Annotated in this window: 16 protein-coding genes; 4 read left to right on the top strand and 12 right to left on the bottom strand. The window is 65.9% G+C overall.

Going from position 1 to position 15,983, the window contains the following annotated elements; all coding sequences use genetic code 11:
* Nucleotide 1 precedes the first annotated feature (1 nt).
* From VEIS_RS07860 to gatC, 4 genes are read right to left on the bottom strand one after another with little or no spacing between them, the layout of a single operon-like run.
* Nucleotides 2-1,399, bottom strand: coding sequence for a KGGVGR-motif variant AAA ATPase (locus VEIS_RS07860; protein ID WP_011809379.1), 1,398 nt, complete (start codon nucleotides 1,397-1,399; stop codon nucleotides 2-4).
* The gene (locus VEIS_RS28415) at nucleotides 1,396-1,800 is read right to left on the bottom strand and encodes a hypothetical protein (RefSeq protein WP_011809378.1); all 405 of its coding nucleotides are present in this window, start codon (nucleotides 1,798-1,800) and stop codon (nucleotides 1,396-1,398) included. The genes VEIS_RS07860 and VEIS_RS28415 overlap by 4 nt, the downstream gene beginning before the upstream one ends.
* 8 nt (nucleotides 1,801-1,808) lie before the next feature.
* On the bottom strand, nucleotides 1,809-3,311 hold the full coding sequence (gatA, locus tag VEIS_RS07850) for an Asp-tRNA(Asn)/Glu-tRNA(Gln) amidotransferase subunit GatA (RefSeq protein ID WP_011809377.1): 1,503 nt from the start codon (nucleotides 3,309-3,311) through the stop codon (nucleotides 1,809-1,811).
* A 15-nt stretch (nucleotides 3,312-3,326) separates the two neighbouring features.
* On the bottom strand, nucleotides 3,327-3,626 hold the full coding sequence (gene gatC / locus VEIS_RS07845; RefSeq protein WP_011809376.1) for an Asp-tRNA(Asn)/Glu-tRNA(Gln) amidotransferase subunit GatC: 300 nt from the start codon (nucleotides 3,624-3,626) through the stop codon (nucleotides 3,327-3,329).
* Nucleotides 3,627-3,856: 230 nt separating this feature from the next.
* On the opposite strand from gatC, the gene VEIS_RS07840 reads away from it, so the two are divergent.
* The 4 genes from VEIS_RS07840 to mrdA are packed head-to-tail and all read left to right on the top strand — an operon-like array spanning nucleotide 3,857 to nucleotide 8,382.
* Nucleotides 3,857-4,900: a rod shape-determining protein gene (locus tag VEIS_RS07840; RefSeq protein WP_011809375.1), complete on the top strand. Its 1,044-nt coding sequence runs from the start codon at nucleotides 3,857-3,859 to the stop codon at nucleotides 4,898-4,900.
* Between the two features lie 22 nt (nucleotides 4,901-4,922).
* The gene (mreC, locus tag VEIS_RS07835) at nucleotides 4,923-5,858 is read left to right on the top strand and encodes a rod shape-determining protein MreC (RefSeq protein WP_011809374.1); all 936 of its coding nucleotides are present in this window, start codon (nucleotides 4,923-4,925) and stop codon (nucleotides 5,856-5,858) included.
* A 28-nt stretch (nucleotides 5,859-5,886) separates the two neighbouring features.
* A complete protein-coding gene (mreD, locus tag VEIS_RS07830) occupies nucleotides 5,887-6,405 on the top strand; it encodes a rod shape-determining protein MreD (RefSeq protein WP_011809373.1) in 519 nt (172 codons plus the stop codon).
* A gap of 24 nt (nucleotides 6,406-6,429) precedes the next feature.
* Nucleotides 6,430-8,382, top strand: a complete 1,953-nt coding sequence (gene mrdA / locus VEIS_RS07825; RefSeq protein ID WP_011809372.1) for a penicillin-binding protein 2 — start codon at nucleotides 6,430-6,432, stop codon at nucleotides 8,380-8,382.
* 9 nt (nucleotides 8,383-8,391) lie between these two features.
* Here mrdA and VEIS_RS07820 read toward each other — a convergent pair whose 3' ends face one another.
* From VEIS_RS07820 to sorT, 8 genes are all read right to left on the bottom strand, one after another.
* Nucleotides 8,392-9,285 carry a DMT family transporter gene (locus VEIS_RS07820; RefSeq protein WP_011809371.1) on the bottom strand — a complete coding sequence of 298 codons (894 nt, stop codon included), beginning with the start codon at nucleotides 9,283-9,285 and terminating at the stop codon, nucleotides 8,392-8,394.
* A gap of 60 nt (nucleotides 9,286-9,345) precedes the next feature.
* Nucleotides 9,346-10,647 (bottom strand): DcaP family trimeric outer membrane transporter, encoded by a 1,302-nt coding sequence (locus VEIS_RS07815; protein WP_011809370.1) that lies wholly within the window; start codon nucleotides 10,645-10,647, stop codon nucleotides 9,346-9,348.
* Between the two features lie 64 nt (nucleotides 10,648-10,711).
* The gene (locus VEIS_RS07810; RefSeq protein WP_011809369.1) at nucleotides 10,712-11,455 is read right to left on the bottom strand and encodes an amino acid ABC transporter ATP-binding protein; all 744 of its coding nucleotides are present in this window, start codon (nucleotides 11,453-11,455) and stop codon (nucleotides 10,712-10,714) included.
* Complete coding sequence (locus VEIS_RS07805; protein WP_011809368.1) at nucleotides 11,452-12,234, bottom strand: amino acid ABC transporter permease; 783 nt, start codon at nucleotides 12,232-12,234, stop codon at nucleotides 11,452-11,454. The genes VEIS_RS07810 and VEIS_RS07805 overlap by 4 nt, the downstream gene beginning before the upstream one ends.
* Nucleotides 12,235-12,255: 21 nt before the next feature.
* Nucleotides 12,256-13,032: a substrate-binding periplasmic protein gene (locus VEIS_RS07800; RefSeq protein WP_011809367.1), complete on the bottom strand. Its 777-nt coding sequence runs from the start codon at nucleotides 13,030-13,032 to the stop codon at nucleotides 12,256-12,258.
* Between the two features lie 725 nt (nucleotides 13,033-13,757).
* Nucleotides 13,758-14,135 (bottom strand): c-type cytochrome, encoded by a 378-nt coding sequence (locus VEIS_RS07795; protein ID WP_011809366.1) that lies wholly within the window; start codon nucleotides 14,133-14,135, stop codon nucleotides 13,758-13,760.
* A complete protein-coding gene (sorU, locus tag VEIS_RS07790) occupies nucleotides 14,132-14,464 on the bottom strand; it encodes a SorU family sulfite dehydrogenase c-type cytochrome subunit (RefSeq protein ID WP_041950647.1) in 333 nt (110 codons plus the stop codon). Before sorU ends, VEIS_RS07795 begins: the two co-directional genes overlap by 4 nt.
* A gap of 244 nt (nucleotides 14,465-14,708) precedes the next feature.
* The gene (sorT, locus tag VEIS_RS07785) at nucleotides 14,709-15,938 is read right to left on the bottom strand and encodes a SorT family sulfite dehydrogenase catalytic subunit (RefSeq protein ID WP_011809365.1); all 1,230 of its coding nucleotides are present in this window, start codon (nucleotides 15,936-15,938) and stop codon (nucleotides 14,709-14,711) included.
* Nucleotides 15,939-15,983: the final 45 nt, after the last annotated feature.

The following is a 15,983-nucleotide window of genomic DNA, read 5'->3' as shown; positions in this document are numbered from 1 at the left end:
CTCATCGCACCTCTAAAAGCGCCTTGGCGCAGTCCAGGAAATCGGCAAAAGCGGCTTGGTTGAGTGGGTCCGTCAATTGAACTGGTTCGATCAGAGGGTTGAACGCGCGCATGGCCTCCACCCACTGTATGCGCAAAGCCGCATGAGGGGCATCGGTATCGCCAGGGGCTGGTGCGAATGCGTCCCGATTTTCGCCAGAATCTTCGTCATAGATCTCGCAGAAGCAGTCATAGGCGTTTTGCTGCAAGATTTCAGAATAGCCAACGTAGGGCCCGTGCTCTTGCGGGGTGAGAGCGGACACCAGACGCAAGCTGCGGCGCAACTCCCACGGCGCGTCATCTGCCTTTGAAGTTTCGAACAAAACGGGATTGCGTCGCAGATGCTTGAACAGCAGGCGGTAGGAATCCCAGGTTTGATGGGTATCGATGGCGAACAAGAATGATATGTCCGCTTGCAATTGTGTGATTGCGGCGGCTGCCGTATCGTCGATTCCTGCCCGACAGTCAAAAAGCGTGATGTCGGCCTCGTGCTGCATTTCTGTTGTCAACAGAAAATCGTTGAGTCGCTGTGCATACGCTTTGCCGCCCTGGCTTTGTCTGTAAATGCGTGCCAGTTTGGCGACATAGGCTTGGGTTTGCTTGCCGTAAGCTGGCGCTACCAATATCTGGCCCGGCAACGCGAGTCGTGCGTTGAGCGGACACGGTGCGACCACATGTTCCAGCGCCATACGCTCCAGTGATGTACGGTCGGCACCAAGGGCCTGCGCGGTCAGCCAGTCGATGACGCCGTATGCAGTTTGCCCGTCGCCACTGGGCAACAAACTGGACGAAAGACCGGGTGATTCAAAATCACTATCAACCACCAGCACGCGCTTGCCACGTTGCGCGCAGGCAATGGCCAGCATGGTGAGCGCAGAACTGCGGCCCACCCCGCCCTTGACGCTGAAAAATATGCAGCGTTTCGTTGCGCCGGTTTCGATGTGTTCAGGACGCGTCAGCCAATCCCGGTCCTTGTCTTGACGTTCGAGCAGCAATAACGTCAAGACTTTCCCTGCTGCATCTTTCTCATTGAAGAGTTGCAAGAGGGATCGATCAGTCCAATAGGACGCCGCATCCGACAATTCATCCCGGCACAGTGTCCAAGGTGACAGGGCAAGAGAGCCGACCGTCTTTTTCAATTCATCCATGAGCAAAGCACATGGAGAACGCTCCAGTTCGTCCCTGCTGCATGGCAGCAGCAGCACGAGCTGTCCGTACCAATTGCGAACGAGAATGAGCGCCTCACCGGCCAACAGGACTCCCAGATGCCTGCTTTGCGGGTTTTGCCTGAGCACGCCAACCAAATTGCGTTCCACGGACTCCCAATCCAGCAACCCCTGCAACCTCTGCATCGAACTCATGCCAGTCCTCCCAAGCAGTTGGTCATCAGCCGATAGGCGTCATGGGCACCAGTACACTCTTGCGTGGTCTTGGCGGTCGTGAACCTGTCCTGTGGGGTGTAACGCTGGTTCACGTTCCAGTGGGCGAACTGCGGTTCGAGTGCCACAATCTTCTCGGCCAGCGCTGCATTGCCTGCCATGGCTGGAGAGACATTCTTTAATTCTGAAAAAAGCCCTGGAATATGTCCATTGCGTCCGCCAAAGTGCGCAGTGTGGGTGAGGTATTTGGCGATGGCCTTCAGTGAGCATTCGGCCGACAAACCAAACAGATGGCTTGCGTTTGCCAACCGCTGAGGAGTGTGGGTGAATAGCAATTGCGCGTCGTCCAGATGGCGTTTTGCCGCGTCCCGGAAATCATCCATGGCTGGCCTCAGGCCGCGCCCGGTTGGCGCAAGTGGAAATCGGTGGCTTGCTGCAGGCGGTGGGCCGCGTTGAGCAGGCCGGCTTCGCCGAAGTAGTTGCCGATCAGTTGCAGGCCCACCGGCATGCCGGCTGCGCCAAAGCCGGCGGGCAGGCTCATGCAGGGCAGTCCGGCCAGCGATGCGGGCAGCGTGAAAATGTCGGCCAGATAGTTGGCCAGCGGGTCGTTGCCATGCTCGCCCAGTTTCCAGGCCACGCTGGGGGCCACCGGGCCGGCGATCAGATCGCAATGCCTGAAGGCGTTCTGGAAGTCGTCGACGATCATGCGGCGGATCTTTTGCGCTTGCAGGTAGTAGGCGTCGTAATAGCCATGCGAGAGCACATAGGTGCCGATCATGATGCGGCGCTTGACCTCGGCGCCAAAGCCTTCGGCGCGGGTCTTGCAGTACATGTCGGCCAGGTCGGTGTAGTCCCGGGCGCGGTGGCCGAACTTCACACCGTCGAAGCGGCTCAGGTTCGAGGAGGCTTCGGCCGGGGCAATGATGTAGTACACCGGAATCGATAGCTCGGTGCGCGGCAGGCTGATGGGCACCAGTCTGGCGCCGAGCTTTTCGTATTCGCCGAGCGCGGCATCGACGGCGGCGCGCACGTCGGCGGCCAGGCCCGCGCCAAAGAACTCGGCCGGCAGGCCGATGCGCAGGCCGGCGATCGGCTCGTTCAGCGCGCGGCTGAAGTCTTCGGCAGGCCGGTCGAGCGAGGTCGAGTCGCGGTCGGGGTCCGGGCCGCACATGGCCGACAGCAGCAGCGCGCAGTCCTGGGCCGAGCGTGCCATCGGGCCGGCCTGGTCGAGGCTGGAGGCAAAGGCGATCATGCCGTAGCGCGATGCGCGGCCGTAGGTGGGCTTGATGCCGGTGATGCCGCAAAACGATGCCGGCTGGCGGATCGAACCGCCGGTGTCGGTGCCCGTCGCGGCCGGCGCCAGGCGCGCGGCCACGGCCACGGCGCTGCCGCCGGAGGAGCCGCCGGGAATGCGGCTGCGGTCCCAGGGGTTGCGCACCGGGGCCGGGCCGGGGTGGCCCCAGGGGGCCACGGCAGAATTTTCATTGGATGAGCCCATCGCGAACTCGTCGCAGTTGAGCTTGCCCAGCGTCACGGCGCCGGCCTGCGCGAGTTGGCGCACGACGGTGGCGTCGAACGGCGACTGGTAGCCGGCCAGCATCTTCGAGCCGGCGCTGCTGGGCAGGCCGCGCGTGACGAAGATGTCTTTGTGCGCCAATGGCACCCCTTCCAGCGGGGCGGCGCTGCCGGCGGCGATGCGCGCGTCGGCCGCCCGGGCCTGGGCCAGCGTCAGTTCTTCGTTCAGCGCCACATAAGCGCCCAGGTCGTGGCGGGCCTTGGCGCGGGCCAGAAAATGCCGGGCGACCTCGACGGCGCAGACGCGGCGCTGGCGCAGCGCCGTGGCCAGTTCGGCAACGCCCAGGTCATGCAGGGCGGCGGTGTGGATGGTGTTCATGCGCGCCTTGCCTGATCATTCGATCACTTTGGGAACGAGGTACAGCCCGCCCTCGACCGCCGGCGCGCTTTGCTGGTTGGCCTGGCGCTGGTCGGGCTCGCTGACCAAGTCGGCGCGCAGCCGCAGCGCCTGGCTCTCGATCGCGGCCACCGGGTGCGCCAACGGCGTCAGGCCCGAGGTGTCCACTGCGCGCATTTTTTCCACGATGGCAAAAAAGCCGTTGAGCTGGGTCAGCATGCCAGCGCTTTCGGCGGGCGTGAGCGCCAGCCGCGCCAGCCGGGCGATGCGCTCTATGTCCTGGGGGATCAGTGCCATAACGAAAAGAATCGGAAAAAAAAGTGGAAAACGAAGCCGCCGCAGCGGTGGCGCCGGCCCGGGCCGCAGCGAGTGATGCACAGGCGATGGGGTATTATCCCGGCTTTGCTGCAATACCCTCCCGCCGACCGCTGCCGCCTGCCGGTCATTGCGCGAAAACGATTCATTTGACCCCCGTCAACCCGGCGATGGCAGGCCGACGAGCAAGCCATGCCCGAGAGGATTCCTGAATGTTCGGAGCTTTCCGTCGGTATTTCTCTACTGATCTTGCGATTGACCTTGGCACTGCCAATACCCTGATCTTCGCCCGCGACAAAGGCATTGTGCTCGATGAACCTTCGGTGGTCGCGATCCGCCACGAGGGCGGCCCCCATGGCAAGAAGGTGATACAGGCCGTGGGCCGCGAGGCCAAGGCGATGCTGGGCAAGGTGCCCGGCAATATCGAGGCCATCCGGCCGATGAAGGACGGCGTGATCGCCGACTTCATCATCACCGAGCAGATGATCAAGCAGTTCATCAAGATGGTGCACCCGCGCACGCTGTTCGCCCCCAGCCCGCGCATCATCATCTGCGTGCCCTGCGGCTCCACCCAGGTCGAGCGCCGCGCGATCAAGGACGCCGCCGTGGCCGCAGGCGCCACGGCCGTGTACCTGATCGAGGAGCCGATGGCGGCCGGCATCGGCGCCGGCCTGCCGGTATCGGAAGCCTGCGGCTCGATGGTGGTCGACATTGGCGGCGGCACCACCGAGGTGGGCGTGATCTCGCTGGGCGGCATGGTCTACAAGGGCAGCGTCCGCGTGGGCGGCGACAAGTTCGACGAGGCCATCATCGGCTACATCCGGCGCAACTACGGCATGTTGATCGGCGAGCCGACGGCCGAACTCATCAAGAAGCGCATCGGCTCGGCATTCCCGGGCTCGGAAGTGCGCGAGATGGAGGTCAAGGGCCGCAACCTCAGCGAAGGCGTGCCGCGCAGCTTCACCATCTCCAGCAACGAGGTGCTCGAAGCGCTGACCGACCCGCTCAACCAGGTCGTCTCGTCGGTGAAGAACGCGCTGGAGCAGACCCCGCCCGAACTCGGCGCCGATATTGCCGAGCGCGGCATGATGCTGACCGGCGGCGGCGCGCTGCTGCGGGACCTGGACCGCCTGCTGGCCGAAGAAACCGGCCTGCCGGTGCTGGTGGCCGAGGAGCCGCTGACCTGCGTGGTGCGCGGCTGCGGTATTGCGCTGGAGCGCATGGACCGGCTGGGCAGCATTTTCATGAGCGAGTGACGGTCTGTGGGCGCTGCGCACCATGCCACAGGGTACTTTGGAGCGCGGCGCTCCCCCCCTCTTCAAACAGGGCCCTTCGGCCCTGTCGCGTTTGGCCTTGTTCAGCGCGCTGGCGCTGTTCCTGATGGTGGCGGATGCGCGCTTCGGGCTGACCGAGCCGTTGCGCCAGGCCGTGGCCGCCGCGCTCTACCCGTTGCAGTGGCTGATGTTCAAGCCGATGGAGTTCGCCAGCCAGGGCAGCGCTTATTTCCGGTCGCTGCAGACGGCGCAGCAAGCGCTCGACGCCGAGCGCAGAAAGATGGCGCTGCTGGGCCAGAGCGCCCAGCAGGCCGCGCAACTGGCACTGGAAAACCGGCGGCTGCGCCAGTTGCTCGCGTTGCGCGCGCGCCTGCAAATTCCGGCGCTGGCCGCCGAGGTGCTCCACGACACGGCCGACCTCCATACGCGCCGCGTGGTGATCGACCGGGGGCGGATCGACGGCGTGCAGACCGGGGCGGCGGTGATCGACCAGGCCGGTGTGCTCGGGCAGGTCACGCGCGTTTTTGCGCTCGACAGTGAAGTCACGCTGTTGATCGATCGCGACCAGGCCATTCCGGTGCTGAACATCCGCACCGGTGTGCGCGGTGTGGCCTATGGCGACCCCTACGGCGACCCGGTGACCCGGCGCGGCGCCGGCATGGAACTGCGTTTCATGCCGGCCAACGCCGATGTCCGCGAAGACGACCTGCTGACCACCAGCGGCGTCGATGGCCTGTACCCGCCGGGCCTGCCGGTGGCGCGTGTGGTGCGCGTCGAGCGCGGGGCGGACTCGGCGTTCGCGCGCATCTACTGTCTGCCGCTGGCCCAGGTGCAGGGGTCCGGCCATGTGCTGGTGCTCCAGCGGCTGACCGATCAGCGGCTGTCGCAGCCGGCGCCTGAACGCCCGGAGTCTGCGGACAAACCCGGGGCGCGCCGATGATGGCCGGCACCCTGAAAGAAGGCCCGCCATGATCATGCCGCGCGGTGAACCTTTGCTGCTGCCGGTGAACCCGGTGTTCATCGGCGCCAGTCTGGCGGTGGGCCTGGCGCTGAACATGCTGCCGCTCGGGCGCATCGCCTGGATGCCCGATCTGCTGATGGTGCTGCTGGTCTTTTGGGGCGCGCACCAGCCGCTGCGCATGGGCATGGGGACGGCCTTCGTGCTCGGGCTGTGCATGGATGTGGGCCAGTCGACCCTGCTCGGCCAGCATGCGCTGTCGTACACGGTGCTGTCCTTTGCGGCCGTGGCCATCCACCGCCGCCTGCTGTGGTTTGGCGTGCCTTCGCAGGCGCTGCAGGTCTTGCCGCTGTTCGCGTTGGCCCATGCGCTGGAGCTTTTGCCGCGGCTGGCCAGCGGGGGCATATTTCCGGGGCCTGGCCTGTTGGCGGCCCCGCTGCTGGAAGCGCTGCTCTGGCCCCTGGCCTGCGGGGTGCTGTTGGCCCCGCAGCGCCGCCCGCCCGATAGCGATCAAAACCGTCCTTTGTGAGCATGTCCTGTGTGGGTGATGCCGATGACCGAGCTGCGCGATAGCCAAACCGAGGTTTGGCACTTCCGGCTGCGCGCGCTGGCGGTCGGCGCCCTGGTGCTGGTGGCGTTTTGCCTGGTGCTGGCCCGGCTGGTCTTTTTGCAGGTGCTGCGCCACGAGGATTTGGCCGCCCAGGCCGAAAGCAACCGCACGGCGGTGCTGCCCATCGTGCCCGGTCGCGGGCTGATCCTGGACCGCAATGGCGTGGTGCTGGCCACCAACTACTCGGCCTATACGCTGGAGATCACGCCCGCGCGTGTCGCAGCGCTCGACGAGACCATCGATGAACTGGCCAAGGTGGTGGAGATCCAGGCCCGCGATCGCCGGCGCTTCAAGCGCTTGCTCGAAGAGTCGCGCAATTTCGAGTCGCTGCCGATCCGCACGCGCCTGACGGACCAGGAGGTGGCGCGCTTTGCGGCGCAGCGCTACCGCTTTCCCGGTGTGGATATCCGGGCGCGGCTGTTTCGCAGCTACCCGCTGGGCGATGTGGCCAGCCATGCCATCGGATACATCGGCCGCATCAACCAGAGCGAGAAGGCCCGCATCCAGGATTCGGATGACGAGGCCAACTACCGGGGCACGGAATACATCGGCAAGCTGGGCATAGAGCAGAGCTTCGAGTCTGCGCTGCACGGCGCCACCGGGGTCGAGCGGATGGAGACCTCCGCCGGCGGCCGGGCCGTGCGCAAGCTGGCCAGCCATGCCGCCACGCCCGGCGACACGGTGGTGCTGGCGCTCGACATCCGGCTGCAAAAGATGATCGAGGATCTGTTTGGCGAGCGCCGCGGCGCGCTGGTCGCGCTCGACCCGCGCTCGGGCGAAGTGCTGGCCTTGGTCAGCAAGCCCACCTTCGACCCGAACCTGTTCGTCGAAGGCATCGACGCCGACAACTGGGCCGCGCTCAACGAATCCATCGACAAGCCCTTGCTCAATCGCGCATTGCGCGGCACCTACCCGCCGGGCTCGACGTACAAGCCCTTCATGGCGCTGGCAGCGCTGCAACTGGGCAAGCGCTCGCCGAGCCTGGTGGTGAACGACCCGGGCTCCTACACCTTCGGCGGCCACACCTTCCGCAGCCACGAAGGGGGCCTGGGCGGGGTGGACATGCAGCGCGCGCTACAACTGTCGAGCAACACCTATTTTTATTCGCTGGCCGTGGAGATGGGGGTCGACAACATCCATGACTTCATGCGGCCGCTGGGCTTTGGCCAGGCCACCGGCATCGATCTGCAAGGCGAGGTGCCCGGAACGCTGCCCAGCACCGACTGGAAGCGCAAAACCTACCGGCGCGCCGACATGCAGCGCTGGTTCCCGGGTGAGACCGTGTCGCTGGGCATCGGCCAGGGCTACAACAGCTTTACCATGCTGCAACTGGCCGTGGCGCAGGCCACGCTGGCCAATGGGGGAACGCGCTACCGTCCGCATTTGGCCAAGGCGGTGAAGAATGCGCTCACCGGCGCGGTGACCGAGGTGGCTCAGCCGCCCGGCGCGAACCTGGGCTATCTGCCCCGGAATGTCGACATCGTGCGCAATGCACTGGTCGCCGTGAACAAGGACGGCACGGGTGCGCGCGTCTTCGCCGGCGCCGCCTACACCTCGGCCGGCAAGACCGGCACCGCCCAGGCCGTGAGCCTGGGGCCGAACGTGAAATACAACGCCAAGGCCCTGGCAGAGCATCTGCGCGACCACGCCCTGTTTACCGCCTTTGCCCCGGCCGAAGCCCCGAGCATTGCGCTGGCGCTGATCGTGGAGAACGCCGGCTTTGGCTCCGCCCATGCGGCACCGATCGCGCGCCGGGTGTTCGACTACTGGCTGATGGGAGAGTACCCGAGCGAAGAGGACATCGCGGCCGTGCAAAAGGGGCTGGCCGGGGCGCCGATAGGCAAGCCCCGCAAAGTGGACGAGGTGCCCCTGGTGCGCGCCACGGCGGCGCCTTGATCTGCCGGGTCAGGGCTGCGCCGCCACGGCCCGGGCCGGCGGCGTGATCTGGCTGAAAACCAGCGCCCCGACGATCAGCGCAGCGCCACTGCAACCGGCCCAGCCCAACTGCTCGCCGAGCAAGACCCAGGCCGTCAGCGCTGCGAACACCGGCTCCAGGCCGAACACGATGGCGCTGCGCATCGCGTCGACGCGCTGTTGGCCCCATGCCTGCAGCGTCACGACCAGCACACTGGCCAGCAGGCCCAGGTACGACAGGGCGATCCAGGCATCGGGCGGCAGGCGGGCCACCGACGCGAGCCAGCCCATGCCGCCACCGCGCGCCAGCAACAGCAGCGTGGCCGCCAGCGCGATCACCGTGGCCTGCGCCGCCGCCATGCGGCTGGCCCGCGCAGGCTGCGCCCCGTTCCGGCTTGCGCATTCTTCCAGGGCCAGGATGTAGAGGGCGTAAAACACCGTGCTGGCCAGGGTCAGCGTATCGCCCAGGTTCCAAGGCTCGTTCTCGTGGAACATCAGCGCCATGCCCGCGCAGGCCACGGCGCAGGCAGCCCACAGCCGCCAGCCATAGCGGCGCCCCCACAGCGCCATCGCGATCAGCGGCACCACCAGCACATTCAGCCCGGTGACGAAGGCATTGCGGTTGCTGCTGGTGCGCGCCAGGCCCTCGATCTGCAGCCAGAACGCCAGAAACAGCAGCAGGCCCAGCGCGCAGCCCCAGCGCCGCTCATGGCGCAACATGCCCCGCCACAGCGGGGCCAGCACCGCCAGTGCAATGGCGAACCGCAACCAGATGATCTGCAGCGCATCGAGCCACTGCGACAGCAGTTTCATCGCGGGAAAGGTGGTGCCCCAGACCACGGTCACCAACAACAGGGCCAGCAGGCCAAAACGTTCCGGGCGCATAAAGAAAAACCAGGCTGGCCGGTTACCCGGTCAGCCTGATCGAGCGGGAAAGACAAAGGGTCAGTTGAACAGGTAACGGGCCTGCAGGTTCAGCCGCAGCAAGTCGCCCTTGGAGCCATCGAACGTGGTGCGGCGGCCCCCGAGCAGTTCACTGCCCAGTTCCACGTTCTTGATCGGCAGGTAGTACATGCCGACATGCCATTGCAGCAACTGCCGGTTGCCTTGGGCGCCATAGGTGTTGACGTAAGCATCGCCGAGCCGCTGGCGCGAGCGCACCACGCCCAACGACGCCATGCCGCGCAGTTTGTCGCTGAACACGTTGCCCAGGCCGAGCAAAAAGCCCTGCGAGCGGTCCATGCGCAGGGTTTTGCCGTCGAGCACCGGGTAGTTGGCGCCCGTCAGGTAGTTGGCATCCGCATCACCGTCGACGAGCGAGTACTGCGCCATCAGCGTGCTGGTGCTGCCGATCTTCACGCCGGCGCCCAAGCCCAGGCCCAGGCCGCGCTTGCTGACGCCATCGATGTGCTGCTCGTGCGACAGCAGGCGGATGTTGGTGCTGCCCCAGTCGAAGGCCTTGTCGACCCGGGCAACGAAGTTCGGGAATTTGATGCCGTCGTTCAGACCCTCCAGCGCGAACTGGAATTTGGCCACTGCGGGAACGTTGTAGGTGTAGCGCACCTGCATCATCCGTCCGCCCGGGAAGCCGGGCGGGCCGTTGAAGTCCACGGTTTCCGGCGAATTGTCCGCATCCACGAAGGTCGACCAGGTCTGGCCGACCAGCCAGCCGGCGTACTCGCCATAGGCATGGCGCAGGCGCAGGCGGTTGCGCAGGCAGGTGGAATCGGCGTCGCAGTAAGCGTAGAAGTCGGCCTCGACCTTGGTGTTGAAGGTGCCGTTCGAGGTCGGTGTCGAGGTTTCCAGGCCCAGGCGCGAAGTCTGTGCGGTCAGCGCCATCTTGCCACTGCGGGACGCGCCCAGCGGCTGCTCCATCACATTCGAGAAGATATCGCCGGGCGCCGTGCCCTTGAAGTCCTTGACCAGGTTGGCCTCGGCCTGGCCATAGATGCGGATCGAGGTCTCGCTGTCGGGCAAGCGGAAACTGCCCGGGATGTCGCCCAGCACCACGGCATCTTTTTGCCGCAGTTCCACGGCGTCGATGCGCTCGCTCCAGGCCGATGCCGATGCCGCCGGGGCAGACGATGGCGCCGGCTGCCGGGCCTTGATCTGGTCGAGTTCGGCACGCAGCGCCTTGAGCTCATTGCGCAGCGCCTCAAAGTCCTGGGCCGACTGCGCCTGCGCCGCCAAGGGCAGGCCGCACAGGCCGGTGGCCAGCAGGGAGAGCAAGAGAGGGTTGGGTTTCATGGTTACTCCGGTCAGAGGTTGGTGGTGGAAATCTTCAGAACATACGACTTTAGACCATGCGACTTTAGGCCATGCGACCGATGAAGGCGCGGATGCGGTCGTTGGCCGGGTGGTTGAAAAACTCATCGGGGGGTGCGTCGTGGGCAATGCAGCCTTGGTCGAAGAACAGGACGCGGTCGGCCACCTCACGGGCAAAGCCCATTTCATGGGTCACCACGACCATGGTCATGCCGCCATGCGCCAGTTCGCGCATCACGTCGAGCACCTCCTGCACCATTTCGGGGTCGAGTGCCGAGGTGGGCTCGTCAAACAGCATCACCTTGGGCTGCATGGCCAGCGCCCGGGCGATCGCCACCCGCTGCTGCTGGCCGCCCGAGAGCTGCCACGGGTATTTGTGCGCATGCTCGTGCATGCCCACGCGGCGCAGCAGGGCGATGGCCTGCTCGTTGGCCGCGCGGCGCGGGGTGCGGCGGATGCGGCGCGGCGCCAATGTCACGTTGTCCAGCACGCACATGTGGCCGAACAGGTTGAACTGCTGGAACACCATGCCGACCTCGCTGCGCTGCTTTTGCAGCGTGGGCAGGTCGTCGCCCACCTCCACCCCGTCGATGGTGATGCGCCCGCTGTCGTGCGGCTCCAGGCGGTTGATGGCGCGCAGCAGCGTGCTCTTGCCGGAGCCCGAGGCGCCGATGATCACGGTGACCTCGCCGGTGTTGAACACGGTCGACACCGCGCGCAGCACCTGGTGGGCGCCAAACGATTTGCAGACGCGCTCGGCGACGATGAACGGCATCGGCTGCCCGGTCATGGGTTGCGCCCTTCGACATCGAAGCGGTACTCGACGCTGTTCGAGATCTGGGTCAGCAAGGTGGTCAGCAGCAGGTAGGTGACGGCCACGGTCGACAGCGTGGCAACCGACTGGAAGGTGACCGATTGGATGCGATAGCCCACATTGGTCAGTTCCACCACGCCGATCGCATAGGCCAGCGATGAATCCTTGAGCAGCGCGACGAAGTTGTTGACCAGCGGCGGCAGCGCGATTCTGAACGCCTGCGGAAAAACCACATCGGCGATGACATGCAGCCGGCCCAGGCCGAGCGCCTTGGCGGCTTCGGTCTGACCGCGTGGCACGGCCAGCAGGCCGGCCCGGACGGCTTCGGCGTTGTAGGCGCCCACGTTCAGGCCGAGCGCCAAGACGGCAGCGGCAAAGTCCGGCAGATTCAGGCCGGGCACCAAAATGGGCAGCGCAAAGTAGACAAACAGAATCTGCACCAGCAGCGGCGTGCCACGGATGACCCAGATGTAAAACCCCGCCACCCAGCGCAACACCATCCAGCGCGAGGTGCGCGCCAGGGCGGTGCCGGTGCCCAGCACCAAGCCCAGGCTGCCGCTGACCAGCGTAAGCCACAAGGTGATGCGGGCGCCGGCAGAAAAAGCCTGGGCGTTGGAACCTATCGGCTCGGGCAGGAAGGACAGCAGTTGGCCCAGCAACACCAGCGTCAGCACCATCAGCACGACAGCCAGCACCAGCGTGACGTTGCTACGCCGCTGGCGGCTCCAGCACCGGGGCCAAAAGGCGATGCGCATGGGCACGCTGGTCGCGGCAGATCAGTGGCAGCGGATGTCTTCGTGGAAGTACTTTTTGGACACGGCGGCGTAGCTGCCATCGGCCATCACTTCGGCCAGGGCCTTGTTCCAGGCAGCGGCGAGCGAGCCATTGCCCTTGGACACGGCAGCGGCGATTTGTTCGATGAACAGCATGTCGCCGAGCTGAAAGCCCGCGCCGGGGTTCTTCTCGGCCACGGCCTTGGCGACGAAACGGTCGGTCACCCAGGCATCGACGCGGCGCGAGTTCAGCGCGCTGCGCGCATCGTTGTCGGTGGGGAAGTTCTTGACTTCCTTGATGGCCGCGACCTTCTGCACATTCTCCAGATAGCTGGTGCCCGTCTGTACCGCAACCACCTTGCCCGCCAGGTCCTTGGCGCTCTTGATGGCCGGGTCCAGCGCGATGATCATGCCGCCCGAGCAATAGTGGGGCGCGGTGAAAGTGACAGCCTTGGCGCGTTCTTCGGAAATGCCATGGGAGGCGATCACCAAGTCCCAGCGGCCCTGGCGCAGGCCGGTGAGCAGCGCATCGAAGCCCAGCGCCTTCCACTCGATGGTCAGCCCCATCTTCTTGACCACCAACTCGGCCACGTCCATCTCGAAACCGGTCAGCGTGCTGCCATTGAAGAAATTGAACGGCGCGAACTGGCCCTCGGTCGCGATCACGATCTTGCCGTCTTGCCGGATCTCGTCCAATGTCCGGGCCAAGGCGGCGGAGGTGGCACAAAGCGTGAGCGCGGTCACGGTCGCAATGGCGGCTACAGCCTTGAACAATTTCATGGAATGGATCCTGTCAGGGTCGTTCAGGTGGAAACAATCCGGGGCCTGCGGGCCAACAGGCCGGAGGCGGCGGAATGCGGCGGGAGGCACCGGCAAGCCACGAATCCATGGCACGGTCTGTCATCATCGAACGGTCACGATTATAGGGTTGCGGACTTTTTACAAACCACGGATCAGAGGGTCGTTCAGGTGCCAATTCGCCGCAGGCGACCCATGCCATGCCGCAGGCGATCCACATCCGGCAGCAGGCTGCCCGCGCCCACAGACGCAACTGCTGGCGCGGGGCAACGCGGCGCCCCGATCTTCTCGCAGCCAGAGCATGAACCGCGCCAGTGGACAGGCAATAAAAAGGCGCCGGGAGCGCCGGCGCCTGGAAAGGTACGCACCTCACAGGGTGCTTGGGGGTCTTCTTTATTGTTGGCAGGAAAGACTGTCTCCTCTGGCTCCTCGTTTGGCACGCTCGGGTGCACTCATCGAGTGCTGCCAATGTAACGGCCGCACCCGCCTGGTGCACTGGGGCTTTCCCGCAGTACCTTGCGCCCGGGGCGGCCTCGAGTGCCGCAAGCCGGACGCGCCGGACGCACGTTGCGGCGGCCATCCTGTCGCGCATTGGCCATCTTCGGTGCCGGCCCGCAACAGGCGCGATGGCATGCAAGGCCCGCCTGCACCGGTTTGTTGCCCCGAAGAACCGGACGCCACCCCTGCCTGCCTGCCTGCCGGGCGGGCTACGGTGACTTGATCGTTTTCAGGTATGCAATCAGATCGGCGCGTTGCTGTGCATCGGCAATGCCCGAAAATGGCATCAGCGTTCCCGGCAGCGCTTTCTGCGGGTCGGCGATATAGGCATCCAGATTCTTTTCATCCCAGATCAGATGGGCGCGCTTGATCGCCGCGCCATAACGAAAGCCCGGCACCGACGCCGACTTGCTGCCGACAATGCCCCACAGGCCGGGACCGACGCCGTTGGCAGTGGTGACGGCATGGCAAGCGGCGCATTGCGCGAAGACCTGCCGGCCTGCGTTGACATCTTGCGCCGCTGCCGGCAGGCCCGGCACGATGACGGCGGCAACCAACGCCGCCCGACGAACATGTTCCATTTTCATTGCGCTGCTCCACTGACCCTGGACACATACAACGCCAATGCCGCAATCTGCTCATCGGTGAGCCGGCCATCGTAAGACGGCATCTGCCCCAGGCCGTTGCGCAGTGCCTTGGCTACTCGCCTGGCGTCAGGCTTGATCTCATCCAGACTGGGGCCTACGGCGCCTTCTGCCCCGGCGTCCCGCAGCGTGTGGCACAGCGCGCAGGCGGGAACGCTGCCCTGGGCGAACAGGGCCTTGCCCTGCGCAAACCGGGCGGTTTCATCGGCAGCCGCTGACGGGCAACCGATGCCGGCCAAGGCGACACCGGCAAGCGCCAAAACAGGCCACACCGCCCGGGCGCAACCGCCGCGCCTCACCGGAGCACCTTCGGGCGGCCGGGCGGCGATAGATGGGATACCTTCGCCTTTGGCTGCGGTATGAGCGCCTTCGGGCGGCCGGGCGGCGATGGATGGGATACCTTCGCCTTCGGCTGCGGTATGAGCGCCTTCGGGCGGCCGGGCGGCGATGGATGGGATACCTTCGCCTTCGGCTGCGGTATGAGCGCCTTCGGGCGGCCGGGCGGCCGGGCGGCGCTCATGCCACACTCACTTTCACGGCGTGGTCGGCCCAACTGGTGTTGTTGTAGCCGCCGGCGTTTTCCATGCGCTGCTCGGGCTGCACATTGCCGACGGCATCCGTGGCACGGCTGGCCAGGGTGAACTGGCCGGCGGGCAGGCGCGCGGCGAACACGAACTGGCGCCAGGCAAAGCGGCCGAGGTCGGGGCCTGCCAGACGGGCCAATTGCCAAGTCTTGCCAGCGTCCAGCGACACCTCGACCTTGGCAACGGCATGCATTCCGCCAAAGGCCACCCCATGGATTTGCACGTCTGCGGCCTTCAGGCGGGTGCCGTCCGTGCCCGGGCCGTTGATCCAGGACTTGACCGACATTTCCTGCACCGATGGCTGCGAGGGGTCGCCTTTGCCGCCGGGCGGGGAGAGCCGGTAGCCGTGCGTCATGATGCGGGCGTCGCTCTCCCGGGCCGTGAAGGCCAGGCGCTTGACGTACTTGACACTGTTGACGCCGGTGTAGCCCGGCACGACCAGGCGCAACGGGCCGCCGTGGGCCAGCGGGATCGGCACGCCGTTCATTTCCCAAGCGAGCATGGCGTCGGCCATGGCACTGGCCGGCACCGAGCGCTCGACGATGACGCTCTTGGGGTCGATGCCATCGGGCAGCTTCTCGCCGCCGGTGCCGGTGAGGTAGGCCATGCCGGGGTCCACCCCGCCAAGCGCATCGACCACCCAACGCACGGGCACACCGCTCCAGAGCACGCAGCCCGCTGCCCCCACCTGCCAAGGCGTGCCACCGGGTTTGTCCGGAAAGTAGCTGCGGCCATTGCCTGAGCACTGCAACACCATGGCCGTGGTCTCGATGCCCATGCGTTTGAGCTCGCCCAGCGTGAGCTGGCGCGGATTTTTCACGCCTTCGATGCTGATCTGCCACGCATCGCGTTCGGCCAGGATGGAGGCGTCCGGCGCGGGCAGGTTGTTGCGCACGTAGAGTTGCCCGAAAGGCGTAATGACGCCGGTGCCGAATGCGCTGCGCCTGGTCTCGATGGTGTTGCTGCTGTGCACGATGAGGCTCGACGGGTCTTTCCAGGCCGCATAGGCGGGCAGCGGCTTGGTCGCACCGGCGGCCCCCGGCGCTGGCGTTTCGCCCGCTGCCGCCGCAGGGCCGGTGCGGGCCAGCGCAGCTGCAGCCAGTGCGGCGCCACTGCCTGCCAGCCAATGGCGCCGGGGCAGCAAAACAGGTTGCGGGCTCATGGCGAAGTCTCCTGATCGTGGTGCATCGTGATGCGCAGCGTGCCG

This window comes from Verminephrobacter eiseniae EF01-2 (assembly GCF_000015565.1).
GTDB classification, from domain to species: Bacteria; Pseudomonadota; Gammaproteobacteria; order Burkholderiales; family Burkholderiaceae_C; genus Acidovorax; species Acidovorax eiseniae.
Note: the sequence above shows the minus strand (reverse complement) of the source record. Positions and strands in the feature narration are given on the sequence as shown.